The following is a 13,024-nucleotide window of genomic DNA, read 5'->3' as shown; positions in this document are numbered from 1 at the left end:
GCGCCGTCTCCGGGCCGCTGGCGGTGGCCGCTGCCCCGGCCCCCGCGCAGGGGCCCGCGTCGAGCGGAGCGAGGCGTGGAGGGCGAGGGGTCCTTCCTCAGTTGCGCGGGCCGTGCGGGGCGTCGCCGCTGAGGTGGGTGGGGTCGAGCACGGCCGGCCCGGCGCCGGTGCGCTTGTTGACCGCGACGGTCACCAGCCAGAGCACCACGCCGATGGCCAGCAGGATCCCCGCGATGCGGTACTGCTCGGCGGCCCGCCCGGAGAACGGCGTGGCCAGGAAACCGCAGGCCAGGGCCCCGACGACGGGCAGGACCGTCGGCGTCCGGAAGTGGTCGGCGTCGACCCGGTCCTTGCGCAGCACGAGGACGGCGACGTTGACGACGGTGAAGACGACGAGCAGCAGCAGCGCCGTCGTCCCGCCCAGCGCGGGGACCTCGCCGACGAAGGTGATCAGGCCGAACGCCAGGAGCGTGGTGAAGAGGATGGCCGTCCACGGGGTGCGCCGGCCGGGCAGCACGCGGCCCAGCAGCGGCGGCAGCACCCGCTCGCGGGCCAGGCCGTAGACCAGCCGGCTGGCCATGAGCATGTTGATGAGCGCGGTGTTGGCGACGGCGAACATGGTGATGACGCCGAACAGGCTCAGCGGGAAGTCCGGCGCCCCCGCCTCGACCACCCGCAGCAGCGGCGGGGTGTCGGGGTCGCTGAGCTGGTCGGCGGGGACCAGGGCGATGGCGGAGACCGACACCAGCACGTAGATCAGGCCGGTGATCAGCAGCCCGGTCAGCAGCACCTTGGGGAAGATCCGCCGCGGCTCCTTGGTCTCCTCGGCCATGTTGACCGAGTCCTCGAAGCCGACCATCGCGAAGAACGCCAGGCCGGTCGCGGCGATGACGCCGGCCAGCACGCCCTTGTCGCCGGTGTCGAACTCGGTGACCCGGCCGAAGTCGCCGTCCCCGCCGAACAGCGCCCACGCACCGATCCCGATGATGATCAGCAGGCCGGAGAGCTCGACGCAGGTGAGGACGACGTTGCTCTTCACGCTCTCGCCGACGCCGCGCAGGTTCACCGCCGCGACCAGCGCCATGAAGCCGAGCCCGATGAACGTGATGCCCCAGCCGTTGATGTCGACCTCGAACACCTCGGCGGCGTTCTCGCTGAAGGCGCGCGCGGCCGTCGACGCCGACGTGATGCCGGAGCTCATGACGGCGAAGGCGACGAGGAACGTGACGAAGTGGATGCCGAACGCCTTGTGCGTGTACAGCGCGGCGCCGGCGGCCTGGGGGTACTTGGTGACCAGCTCCAGGTAGCTGAACGCGGTGATCAGCGCGACCACGAACGCGATGAGGAACGGCAGCCAGACGACCCCGCCGACCTCGGCGGCCACCGTGCCGGTCAGGGCGTAGATCCCGGTCCCGAGGACGTCGCCCACGATGAAGAGCAGGAGCAACCCCGGGCCCATGACCCGCTTCAGCGGCGGCTGGCCGTCGGTGGTGGTCTCCTCGCCGGTCTGCGCGCTCGCCATGTGCCGCCTCCTGCTCGTCCCGGTGCCCGGCGACCTCCGCTGGCCGTGGTCGAGATGATCTCCGCCCCGGCGTCGGCCCGCGACTCGGCGGCGACCGGCCGCAGCGCCGACACTCGGGCGCATGGCCCCGACCGCCGCCCGTCCGAAGACCTGCCTCGTCACGGGCGCCAGCGGCTACGTCGGGGGCCGGCTGGTGCCCGAGCTGCTCGCCGCCGGCCACCGGGTCCGGGTGCTGACCCGGTCGCCCGAGAAACTCCGTGACCACCCGTGGGCCGGTGCGGTGGAGATCGTCCGCGGGGACGCCGGCGACCCGGAGGCGGTGGCCGCGGCCTGCACCGGCGCCGACGTCGTCTACTACCTGATCCACAGCCTCGGCACCGGCCCCGCGTTCGAGGAGACCGACCGCCGCACGGCGGAGGTCATGGCCCGGGCGGTCGGTCCGGCCGGCGTCGGGCGGCTGGTGTACCTCGGCGGGCTCGACCCCGACGACGAGGAGCTCTCCGCGCACCTGCGCTCCCGCGCCGAGGTGGCGGCGATCCTGCTGGGCTCCGGGGTGCCGACGGTCGTGCTGCGCGCCGCCGTCGTCCTCGGGTCGGGCTCGGCGTCGTTCGAGATGCTGCGCCACCTCGCCGAGCGGCTGCCGGTGATGGTCACACCGCGGTGGGTGCACAGCCGGATCCAGCCCATCGCGATCCGGGACGTGCTGCGCTACCTCGTCGCCTGCGCCGACCTGCCGCCGGACGTGCACCGCTGCTTCGACATCGCCGGCCCCGACGTCATGGACTACGCCGAGATGATGCGCCGCTACGCCGAGGTGGCCCAGCTGCCGCGGCGGCGGATCCTGCCGGTGCCGTTCTTCAGCCCGGCGCTGTCCAGCCACTGGGTCGGGCTCATCACGCCGGTGCCGGCGTCGATCGCCCGGCCGCTGGTGCTGTCGCTGCGCAACACCGTCGTCGCCACCGAGCACGACATCGCCCGCTACGTGCCCGATCCGCCGGAGGGCCTGCTCGGCTTCGAGGACGCCGTCCGGCTGGCGATCCAGCGGGTCAAGGACCACGAGGTGGCGACGCGGTGGTCGTCGGCCTCGGTGCCCGGCGTGCCGTCGGACCCGCTGCCCACCGATCCGGCCTGGTCCGGCGGCAGCCTGTACCTGGACGAACGCACCCGGGAGACCGACGCCTCGGCCGAGTCGCTGTGGCGGGTCGTCGAGGGGATCGGCGGGGAGTCCGGCTGGTACTCCTTCCCGCTGGCCTGGCGGGTCCGCGGGCTGCTGGACCGCGCCGTCGGCGGCGTCGGGCTGCGCCGCGGCCGACGGCACCCGACCGACCTGTACGTGGGCGACGCCCTGGACTTCTGGCGGGTGGAGGAGGTCGAGGACGGCGTCCTGCTCCGGCTGCGGGCCGAGATGCGCGTGCCCGGGCTCGCCTGGCTCGAGTTCCACGTGGAACGGACGCCGGACGGCCGGACCCGGCTGCGGCAGAAGGCGACGTTCCACCCGCACGGCCTGGCCGGGCACGCCTACTGGTGGTCGGTCGCGCCGTTCCACGGGATCGTGTTCGGCAGCATGATCCGCAACATCTGCCGCGCCGCCGAGTCCGGCAACGATGACGTCGCCGGCCGGCCGGCCGCCGCAGCCTGAGCGCAGGACGCCCCGCGCACGATCAGACCAGCAGCTGGGCCGCGGCGAGCTCGCGGTAGAGCGGGCTGCCGTCCAGCAGTTCGTGGTGCGTGCCCGAGGCCACCACCCGGCCGCCGTCGAGGACGACGATCCGGTCGCTGTCGAGCACCGTGGACAGCCGGTGGGCCACCACCAGCAGCGCACGGTCGGCGCCCGCCGCGGCGAGGGTCCGCCGGAGCAGCTCCTCGTTGCGTGCGTCGAGGCTCGCCGTCGGCTCGTCGAGCAACAGCAGCGCCGGGCGGACCAGCAGCGACCGCGCGATCGCCAGCCGCTGCCGCTCGCCGCCGGACAGCAGGACGCCGTCGTCGCCGACCGGGACGTCGAGGCCGCGCGGCGAGCGCTGCACCACCCCGGTCAGGCCGACGTCGGCGAGCACCGCCCAGAGCTCCTCCTCGGCCGCGTCGGGCGCGGCCAGCAGCAGGTTGTCGCGGATGGTGCCGGCGAGCACCGGCGCCTCCTGCTCGACGTAGCCGAGCCGGGCCCGCAGTGCCGCCCGCGGCAGGTCGCGGACGTCGGTGCCCGCCCACCGGATCGCCCCGCCGGTGAGCGGGTAGAAGCCCTCGACCAGCGCCAGCACCGTGGACTTGCCCGCACCGGACGGGCCCACGAGCGCCACCCGGGACCCGGCCGGCACGGCCAGCGACACCCGGTCCAGGACCGGCGTCCCGTCGGCGTAGGCGAAGGAGACCTCGTCCAGCTCGAGCAGCGGCGTCCCGGCCGGCGGCACCGGGGGGACGGCGACGACGGCACCACCCCGCTCGGGCCGGGCGTCGTCCTCGGGCTCGAGGGCCAGCACCTCCTGGATCCGGGCGAGCGCCCCCAGCCCGGTCTGCAGCTGGGTGTACGCGCTGATCGCCTGCCCCAGCGGCATGACCAGCAGGAACAGGTAGAGCACGAACGCCACCAGCTCGCCGACCTCGATGGAGCCGGAGGCGACCCGGTAGCCGCCCAGGCCCAGGACCGCCAGGAAGGCACCCTGGACGGCGATCGAGCCCGCGGGCTCGACCAGCGCCTGCAGCCGGGCGACCGCCACGCCGGCGCCGTAGGCGCGGGTCGCGCTGGCGTCGACGACGGCGACCTCGCGGGCCGTGGCGCCGCTGGCCCGGATGGTGCGCACGGCCGACAGCGCGCGCTCCACCGCGGCGCTCATCGCGCCGACCTCCTCCTGCGCCCGTTGCGAGAGCCGGCGCACCCGGCGGCTGGTGCTCATGACGACGGCGATGCCGACCGAGACCGCGGCCACGGTCACGAGCAGCAGCCACACGTCGACCACCGCCATGGCGACCAGGGCGCCGACCGCGACGACCGCCGAGCCGGCGACCTCGACCACCCCGGAGGTCACCGTCGCCCGCAGGAGCGTCGTGTCGGCACCCACCCGCGACATGAGGTCGCCGGTGCGCCGGCGGTCGTACTCCGCCACCGGCAGCCGCAGCAACCGGTCGGCAACGGTCCGTCGCGTGGTGAGGACGACGCCCTCGGCCGCGCGCTGCAGCACGAACGACTGCACGGCCCCGAGCACCGACGCCACCACCAGCACGAGGACGAGGAGGCTCACCACCGGCAGCAGCGCCTCCCCGGCGCCGACGGCGGAGATCACCCGGTTCACCAGCGCCGGCTGGGCGAGCGAGGCCGCCGCGCCGGCCAGCGACAGCGCCGCGGCACCGGCCAGCGCGCGGCGGTGCGGGCGCAGCAGCGGGAGCAGCTGCCGCAGACCCGCCGACCGCGCGGCCGGCGGCGGCTCCTCCGGTGCCAGGACTACGCCTGTGCGGCGGCGAGCGCTCCGACGACGGCCGCCAGGAGCCGCGCGTGGTGCTCGATGAGCTCGGGACGCTGCCCGTCCGGGCGGATCGCGGCGACGTAGCCACCGGAGAGGCCGCCGGCGCCGGCCGACCAGAACTCGTCGCCGTCGTCGCTGTCCAGCAGCAGGCCGCGCACCGTCGGGTCCTCGACCAGCCGCCGGACGACGGGGGAGTCCTCGCTGCTCAGCAGCACCCACCGGTCGTCGAACTGGGGATCACCGCTGGGCACCGGAGCCAGGCCACCGGTCCGGTGCTTCCAGAACCGGACCGGCGACAGCCGCAGCGCCGGCAGGGTGGCCAGCACCGGTGCGGCGGTGATCGCGTACTCCGGCACCATCCGCCGGGTGTCGGCGTAGACGACGTCGAAGGCGACCAGGTCGAGGGTGCCGTAGCGGCCACGCATGACCCCCGCGGGGCGGTGGTCGCGGGTGAGCCGGGTCGGCGCCGTGGTCAGCAGCAGCCCCAGCGCGGCGTCCTCCGGACCGGTGCCGTCGGAGATCTCCCAGCCGTTCTGCACCGCCCAGCCCTGCGCGCCGACCGGGTCGCCCTGGTAGGCGAAGACCTTCTCGACCTCACCGGGCTGCCGCGGCCGGCGGGGGCCGAACAGCCCGCCGCCCCGGGCCGGCGGCTGCTGCGGCGGAGCCTGGGGACCGGGCCGGTCCGGCCACGGCTCGTACCCGGGGTCCCGGGGGCGGGCCGGCTCGGCCGCCGGCAGGTCCCAGCCGGGCGGCTGCCAGCCCGGATCGGCCGCCGGCCGCTGCGGCTCCTGCGGCGGATCCGCCGGCGGCGTGCCCCCGGGCGTGCTGTCGCCGCGCGACGAGCCCTCGCCCAGGTGCTCCGGCTCGCGCCAGCCGCTGCCGTCGCGGTCGTCGAACCCGTCCCGGTCCCGGTCCTGCGGACCGCTCATCGCCGGTCCCCCGTCGTGTCGCCCGTCATCTCGCCGTCCTCCCGGCCGCCCTCGTGCGAGGCCGGCCTATCCGTACGTGTCGCGGGGCCCCCGCCCGCGGACCGACCGCGGGCCCTTCTTCCAGCTCGGGGCCGTCGGTCCGACAACGCGCAAGCGGGTGACGACGTCCCCGCCCACCCCGGCGCGCAGCTTCCCCAGGATGCTCGGCGCCAGCAGGCGCAGCTGGGTGGCCCACGCGGTGGACTCGGCCACCACCAGCAGCTCGCCCTCGCTCAGCGACTGCGGCCGGCAGTGCGCGGCGATGTCCGCCCCGACCAGGGCGTCCCAGCGGCCGAAGACCGCGCCCACGCGGGTGTGCGACGTCCAGTCCTGGTCGCTGACCAGCGAGTCGACCAGCCGGCCGAGCGGCTGCGGGTCGTCGGCGCTGGGTCCGGCCGGGGTCCACCGCCGGCGCGGTCCGGCGATCCGCCGCCGGGTGGGTTGCGGCCGTGCGGCTGCGGCCGCGCGCGCCGCCTCCAGCGCCGCCCGGGCGACGTCGCTCGGACGGCTCGGTCGTTCCTCGGTCACCGCACGCCCCCCTCGAGCACCGTGTCGTCCTCCACCACGAACGCCGCTCCACCGGCCACCTGCACGCGGGTCCCGCGCAACTCGGCCGGGACGTCGTCGAGGACCGCCGCGGTGATCAGGGTCTGCTCCGCCGTCCGCGCCACGGCCGCCAGGGCCGCGCGCCGGTCGGTGTCCAGGGTGGCGAAGACGTCGTCCAGCACCAGGATCGGCTCCTCCCCGTCGGCCCGGTAGAGCGCCAGGCAGCCCAGCTTGAGCGCCAGCGCCAGCGACCAGGACTCCCCGTGGCTGGCGAAGCCCTTCGCCGGGACCGGACCGAGGGCGATCACCAGGTCGTCGCGGTGGGGGCCGACCAGCGTCATCCCCCGGTCGACCTCGTCCTGCCGCCGCTCGGCGACCCGCTCGCGCAGCGCGTTGGCCAGCTCGGCGACGTCGGGCAGCGGCGTCCCGGCGGTCATCGGCGTCCCGTCCCCGGCCAGCGGCACCGTGCTGGTGTAGCCCAGGCCGGCGAGCGGGGCCTCCGGCCCCGCCACCTGGGCGTGCGCGGCGGCCACGTGCGGCACGAGGTCGGCGACCAGCCGCAACCGGGCGGCCAGCAGCTGGCTGCCCAGGTCCACGAGGTGGCCGTCCCAGACGTCGAGGGTGGCCAGCGCGCCGCCGCGGGCCAGCCGGGCGGTCTTGAGCAGGGCGTTGCGCTGCTTGAGCACCCGCTCGTAGTCGCTGCGCACCCCGGCCAGCCGCGGGGTGCGGCTGACCAGCAGGTCGTCGAGGAACCGGCGCCGGTCCGACGGGTCGCCGCGGACCAGCACCAGGTCCTCGGGGGCGAAGAGCACGGTCTTCACGAGGCCGAGCAGCTCCCGCGGCCGGGGCAGCGGGGCGCGGTTCACCCGCACCCGGTTGGCCCGGCCGGGGTTGATCTCGATCTCGACGAGCAGCTCGCGGTCCTCCCGGCGCAACGCCGCCCGCACGACGGCCTGCTCGGCCCCGTGCCGCACCAGCGGGGCGTCGGCGCTGACCCGGTGGCTGCCCATGGTCGCGAGGTAGCCGACCGCCTCGACCAGGTTGGTCTTGCCCTCGCCGTTGCGCCCGACGAACACCGTCGGTCCCGGTCGCAGCGGCAGGTCGACCCGCTCCCAGTTGCGGAACGACCCGAGCTGCAGGTGCCGGACGTACATCAGGCCCCCGGTGACGTGCTGGAGCGGCCCCCTTGCAGGGTCCCGCCGCGAGCCTGCGAGTGGCGGGGGGCAAGGGGGTCCTTCCTCATGCGGGCCGCTCGGCCTCCTGCTCGCGGACCGCCTGCACCGCGTGACCGCCGAACTGGTTCCGCAGCGCGGCCACGGCCTTCATGGTCGGGGAGTCCTCCTGCCGGGAGGAGAAGCGCGCGAACAGCGACGCGGCGATCGTCGGCATGGGGACGGCGTTCTCGATCGCCTGCTCCACCGTCCAGCGCCCCTCGCCCGAGTCCTCGGCGTAGCCGCGGATCCGGTCCAGCCGGGGGTCCTCCTCCAGCGCGCGGACCAGCAGGTCCAGCAGCCACGAGCGGATGACCGTGCCCTGCGTCCAGGACTTGATGACGCCGGGCACGTCCTCGATGAGGTCCACGGCCTCCAGCAGCTCGTAGCCCTCGCCGTAGGCCTGCATCAGGGCGTACTCGATGCCGTTGTGGACCATCTTGCTGAAGTGGCCCGCGCCCACCGGCCCGGCGTGCACGAAGCCGGCGTCGCCGGGCACATCCTGCCCGGACTCGTCCTTCGGGGCGGGCGGCTTGAGCGCGTCGAAGATCGGCTGGACCTTGGCGACGTCCTCCTTCGTGCCTCCGACCATCAGCGCGTAGCCGTTCTCCAGGCCCCAGACACCGCCGGAGACGCCGGCGTCGACGTAGCCGATGCCCTTCTCCCGGCACAGGACGTCGTGGACCTGGTCGTCGGTGTACTTCGAGTTCCCGCCGTCGACGATCACGTCACCGGCCTCGAGCAGACCGGCGAGCTCCTCGACCGTGGACCGGGTGGCGTCCCCCGCCGGCACCATCACCCAGACCACGCGGGGTGCCGGCAGGGCACCGACCAGCGCCTCCAGGCTGTCGACGTCCCGCTTGCCCGGTGACCGGTCGTAGCCGACCACCTCGTGGCCGGCCCGGCGGATGCGCTCCGCCATGTTGCCGCCCATCTTGCCCAGCCCGACCAGTCCCAGCTGCACGGTGACGATCCCCTCTCGGCGTTCCACGACATCCGTGTCCATCGTGCTGGTCGGTGCCGCGGAGCGCGACGGCGGCCCTCCCTCAGCCCGGGAGGCGCACCGGCATGATCAGGTAGCGGTAGTCCGCGCCCTCCACGATCGCCCGGCCCCCACCCGCACCCTCGTCCTCGGCGGCCGGCTCGGCCACCCCGGAGAGGACGGCGGGCTTGAGCGGGCTGGTGAAGTCCATCCGCGCCCGGGGGGTGTGCACCGCGGCCAGCCCGTCGAGCAGGAACGACGGGTTGAAGCCGATGGTCAGCGGCTCGCCGTCGAACTCGACGTCGCAGCGCTCCTCCGCCTGGCCCTCGTCGTCGGTGCCGCCGGCGCGCAGGGTGACCTGGCCCGGCGTGAACTCGCAGCGCAGCGGCGTGCCGCGCTCGGCGACCAGGGCGACGCGCTTGGCCGCGTCGGTGAACAGGCCGACCGGCAGCGTCGCGTGGGCGTGGGACTCGCTCGGCATGATCGCGCGGTACTTCACGAACTCGGCGTCCAGCAGCCGGGTGGTGGTCTGCCGGTCCTTTCCGGAGAGGCCGAGGATGCCCTCGCCCGTGCCGCTCGAGGACAGCGAGAGCACGATCTCCGGGCCGCTGGTCAGCGTCTTGGCAGCGTCGGCGAGCGTGCGGGCCGGGACCAGGACCGCGGCCGACAGCCCCGGGGTCTCCGGACGCCAGGCGAACTCCCGCACCGCGAGCCGGTAGCGGTCGGTCGCCGCGAGCGTGACGCGGTCGTCGTCGATCTCCAGGCGGACGCCGGTCAGCATCGGCAGCGTGTCGTCCCGGCCGGCCGCGACGGCGACCTGCCCGACGGCCTCGGCGAAGACGTCGCTCTCGACCACCCCGGCCGCCGAGGGCATGGACGGCAGCGAGGGGTAGTCCTCCACCGGCAGCGTCGGCAGGCTGAACCGCGCGTTCCCGCACGTGATCGCCAGGCGGGGACCCTCGGCGCGGATGTCGACCGGGTGCGGTGGCAGGGCCCGGGTGATCTCGGCCAGCAGGCGGCCGGGCACCAGGGTGCGGCCGCTCTCCGTCGCCTGGACGTCGACCTCCGCCCGCGCCGAGACCTCGTAGTCGAAGCCGGACACCGACAGCTGGCTGCCGTCCACCTCCAGCAGGATCCCGGCGAGCACCGGCACGGACGGCCGCGGCGGCAGGCTGCGCGCCGTCCACGCGACGGCATCGGAGAGCACCTCTCGAGCCACCCGGAACTCCATGACCTGACCCACCCCTGCTCGTCGTCCACTGCTCCGTGCACTGCATGGTCCCCACGGCGGCGGCCACGAGGGCCGGACCGCGGTGCGGTCCCCCATCGTGCCGTGCGCACCGGGCCGGGGGGAAACCGCTGTCCCGCGAACGGGTCGTCGCACCCGCTGCATCCGGTCCTGTCAGTGGCTCCTGGTCTGCTGCTCCTGACGGCCCGCGAGGCACCTGCCAGCGGGCCGTCCCCACCCAGAGTGCTGTTCAAGGATCCCTCGAGAGAACTCCCTCATCCTCGTCATCACTGGTGTGGAAGCTGGGGATCGGAGCCGTTCGCGCAGGTCAGGCCAGAAGTCGACATGTGGGTGCGCTGTGCGTGGTGACCGTCACGGCTGTGTCGACACGTGGACAACTCCGCGGTTGTCAACCGTCGCGCGTCGTCGTCCACCCCCTGTCCCACCGTTTCCCCCGGTCGGTCCCCAGGCGACGCGACGGCGACGTGGACGGCGTCCGTCGGGCAGGTGACGGCGGGGGAACGAAGCCGCTGGTCAACAGGCTTATCCACCTCGGTGGACAGCCGTCCCGACGCCGGCGTCCGTCGATGCCCGGCACGGCCGCTCCACACCGGTGCCGGTCCGGATTCCCCAACCTGTGCACATCCCTGGGGACAACTCGGCGACGTGTCGACCGAGGTCACCGCCCTGCGGCCGTCGATGACCGCACAGGAGGCGGTCGATGACCGCACAGCCGGGTCCCCAGGGATGTGGACGGAGGGCCGGTCGTCGTCCACCCACCGGGAGGCTAGGAGCGGGCGCGGCTCTTGATGCGGGCGGTCAGCTCGGTGACCTGGGTGTACGTCGCGCGACGCTCGCTCATCAGGTTGGTGATCTTCTTGACGGCGTGCATGACCGTGGTGTGGTCCTTGCCGCCGAAGGAGGCGCCGATCCGCGGCAGCGACAGCTCCGTCAGCTCGCGGCACAGGTACATCGCGATCTGACGCGCGTTGACCAGCGTGCGGCTGCGGTTGGAACCCTGCAGCTCCTCCATCGTCACGGAGAAGTACTCCGCCGTCGCGGCCATGATGATGGCCGCGGTGATCTGCGGGCCCTGCTCGTCGCTGATCAGGTCCTTGAGCACGAGCTCGGCCAGCGGCAGGTCCACCGTCTGCTTGTTGAGGCTGGCGAAGGCGGTCACCCGGATCAGGGCGCCCTCGAGCTCGCGGATGTTGGTCTGCACCTTGCTGGCGATGAACTCCAGCACCGGGTCGGGCACCTGCAGCCGCTCGCCGTAGGCCTTCTTGCGCAGGATCGCGATGCGGGTCTCCAGGTCCGGTGCCTGGACGTCGGTGATCAGCCCCCACTCGAAGCGGGTCCGCAGCCGGTCCTCCAGCGTCGTCAGCTTCTTCGGCGCCCGGTCGGAGGTGATGACGATCTGCTTGCTGGCGTTGTGGAGCGTGTTGAAGGTGTGGAAGAACTCCTCCTGCGTGCGCTCGGCCCGCTCCAGGAACTGGATGTCGTCGATCAGCAGGAAGTCGATGTCCCGGAACCGGCGACGGAACTCCTCGGCCCGGCCGGAGTGCACCAGGTTGATGAACTCGTTGGTGAACTCCTCGGTGCTCACGTAGCGCACCCGCACGTTGGGGAACATCCGCGCCGCGTAGTGCCCGATGGCGTGCAGCAGGTGGGTCTTGCCCAGCCCGGAGTCGCCGTAGATGAACAGCGGGTTGTAGGCACGTGCCGGCGCCTCGGCGACCGCGACCGCGGCGGCGTGGGCGAACCGGTTGCTGTTGCCGATGACGAAACTGTCGAAGACGTACTTGGGGTTGAGCCCCGGGTCCGAGCCGCCCGCGCGCCGGTCGTTGCCGAACAGTGCGGCCGCGTCCCCGCCCCGGCCGCCGCGGCGCGTGCGGCCCCCGGTGTCCTCGCCGCCGGTGTCCTCGGGGGCCTGCGGCTCGTCGAACTCGAAAGGCAGCACGCCGGCCTCGTCGCCGCCGCCCCAGTCGCGCTCGGCGGCCCGGCGACGCCGGCCCGCGGGCCGCTCCGGCGGGAGCTCGGTCGGCGGCGTCCTCCCCTGCCCACCCGGCTCGCGCTCCCAGGCGGGCGGGGCGTCGGCGCGGACGCCGAAGGCGCTGCGCCCGTCGTCGGCGCGGTCCCGGGTCTGCTGGTCCTCCTCGAGGCGGGACGCCTCGGCCGCCGACCACGGACGGCGGGTGGGCAGGTCCTCGGCCTCGGGCTCGGGCCCGCTCTCGGCCGGGGAGTCCTCCAGCTGCACGGCGACGCGGATGGCCCGGCCGAGCTGCTCGGACAGCGCCTCGGCCAGGACCCGGCGCATCCGGCTCTCGAGCACCGCCTGGGTGAAGCCGTTCGGAGCGGCGAGCACCATGGTGTCCTCGAACAGGCCCAGCGGTCGCGTCAGGTTGAGCATCGCGTTCTGCTGGGGGGACAGGCTGGTCGACAGCCGCTCCCGGATCTGGTCCCAGACCGTGGCCAGGTCCACCGTGGCATCGGCCATGGCCGTGTCCTCCTCCAGCTCCAGCTGTGTCGTCCGGCGGATCCCGCCGCGCGCCCCGGGCGGTCCGTGGTGTGGACATCCGGACACAACCGTTCCACACCCGTGTCCACAGGATGTGCACGGCCGGGAGGGTTCGGGGACCGGGCTCGTGGTGCGGGCCCGGCTCCGGCCGTCCTCCCTGGTCAGAGCGGAGAAGAGGAGCCGGCGGGCGGGTGTGGCGCTCGGCGGGTCGAGGGATCGGCCCGTGCAGCCGGACCGGGGGAATCGGGCCGGAGCGACGGCGACGCTAACAGCCCCGTCCACAGGCGGGCAACGACGGCTCCCCACCTCCCCGGCGCGTCGCCGGGCGTGTCGCGCCCCGTCCGACGGCGCGTCGGCGTCGTCGGACGGGGGGACCCGTGGGAGAACCTGGGCAGTCACCGGTCCCGACCGGTCGCCCGGGAGGTCGCCGTCCTCGGTTATGCTGGTCGGAGTCCGTGGCACGTCCGCGGCACCTCGGCGCGCTCGCGTGCCGGTGTGCACCGGGGGCCGTCGCGGTCCACCAGCTTCCGGGGAGCACCAGCAGCGGCGATCGCCGCGCCGGTGTCACCCCGCGCGCATCCGCCCGCCGGCGGG

9 protein-coding genes are annotated in these 13,024 nt (G+C 74.5%); 1 reads left to right on the top strand and 8 read right to left on the bottom strand.

The genetic code is table 11. From position 1 onward, the window contains the following. Positions 1-97: 97 nt before the first annotated feature. Positions 98-1,522 (bottom strand): APC family permease, encoded by a 1,425-nt coding sequence (locus DQ240_RS04505; RefSeq protein ID WP_113838418.1) that lies wholly within the window; start codon positions 1,520-1,522, stop codon positions 98-100. Positions 1,523-1,643: 121 nt separating this feature from the next. Here DQ240_RS04505 and DQ240_RS04500 point away from each other — a divergent pair, with 121 nt between their 5' ends. Then, positions 1,644-3,161, top strand: coding sequence for an SDR family oxidoreductase (locus DQ240_RS04500; protein WP_113838417.1), 1,518 nt, complete (start codon positions 1,644-1,646; stop codon positions 3,159-3,161). A 22-nt stretch (positions 3,162-3,183) separates the two neighbouring features. On the opposite strand, the gene DQ240_RS04495 is transcribed toward DQ240_RS04500, so the two are convergent. From DQ240_RS04495 to dnaA, 7 genes are all read right to left on the bottom strand, one after another. Further along, positions 3,184-4,845, bottom strand: coding sequence for an ABC transporter ATP-binding protein (locus DQ240_RS04495; RefSeq protein ID WP_255410872.1), 1,662 nt, complete (start codon positions 4,843-4,845; stop codon positions 3,184-3,186). A gap of 110 nt (positions 4,846-4,955) precedes the next feature. Continuing rightward, complete coding sequence (locus tag DQ240_RS04490; protein WP_113838574.1) at positions 4,956-5,906, bottom strand: hypothetical protein; 951 nt, start codon at positions 5,904-5,906, stop codon at positions 4,956-4,958. Between the two features lie 66 nt (positions 5,907-5,972). Next, positions 5,973-6,473, bottom strand: coding sequence for a DUF721 domain-containing protein (locus DQ240_RS04485; protein WP_113838416.1), 501 nt, complete (start codon positions 6,471-6,473; stop codon positions 5,973-5,975). Further along, positions 6,470-7,645 carry a DNA replication/repair protein RecF gene (gene recF, locus DQ240_RS04480; protein WP_113838415.1) on the bottom strand — a complete coding sequence of 392 codons (1,176 nt, stop codon included), beginning with the start codon at positions 7,643-7,645 and terminating at the stop codon, positions 6,470-6,472. Before recF ends, DQ240_RS04485 begins: the two co-directional genes overlap by 4 nt. 85 nt (positions 7,646-7,730) lie before the next feature. Further along, positions 7,731-8,693 (bottom strand): phosphogluconate dehydrogenase (NAD(+)-dependent, decarboxylating), encoded by a 963-nt coding sequence (gnd, locus tag DQ240_RS04475; RefSeq protein WP_233498492.1) that lies wholly within the window; start codon positions 8,691-8,693, stop codon positions 7,731-7,733. A gap of 55 nt (positions 8,694-8,748) precedes the next feature. Further along, a complete protein-coding gene (gene dnaN, locus DQ240_RS04470; RefSeq protein ID WP_233498491.1) occupies positions 8,749-9,927 on the bottom strand; it encodes a DNA polymerase III subunit beta in 1,179 nt (392 codons plus the stop codon). Between the two features lie 772 nt (positions 9,928-10,699). Beyond that, positions 10,700-12,409, bottom strand: a complete 1,710-nt coding sequence (gene dnaA, locus DQ240_RS04465) for a chromosomal replication initiator protein DnaA (protein WP_113838414.1) — start codon at positions 12,407-12,409, stop codon at positions 10,700-10,702. Positions 12,410-13,024: the final 615 nt, after the last annotated feature.

Source organism: Blastococcus sp. TF02A-26, assembly GCF_003319125.1.
In the GTDB taxonomy this organism is placed as follows: domain Bacteria; phylum Actinomycetota; class Actinomycetes; order Mycobacteriales; family Geodermatophilaceae; genus Trujillonella.
The sequence above is the reverse complement of the archived record's forward strand: the minus strand, read 5'-3'. Positions and strand labels throughout refer to the sequence as shown.

Bases quoted from the DNA above. Each gene is read 5' to 3' on its own strand.
- DQ240_RS04490 (WP_113838574.1), bottom strand. From the start codon at position 5,906: ATGAGCGGTCCGCAGGACCGGGACCGGGACGGGTTCGACGACCGCGAC.
- DQ240_RS04500 (WP_113838417.1), top strand. From the start codon at position 1,644: ATGGCCCCGACCGCCGCCCGTCCGAAGACCTGCCTCGTCACGGGCGCC.
- dnaA (WP_113838414.1), bottom strand. From the start codon at position 12,409: ATGGCCGATGCCACGGTGGACCTGGCCACGGTCTGGGACCAGATCCGG.
- DQ240_RS04505 (WP_113838418.1), bottom strand. From the start codon at position 1,522: ATGGCGAGCGCGCAGACCGGCGAGGAGACCACCACCGACGGCCAGCCG.
- recF (WP_113838415.1), bottom strand. From the start codon at position 7,645: ATGTACGTCCGGCACCTGCAGCTCGGGTCGTTCCGCAACTGGGAGCGG.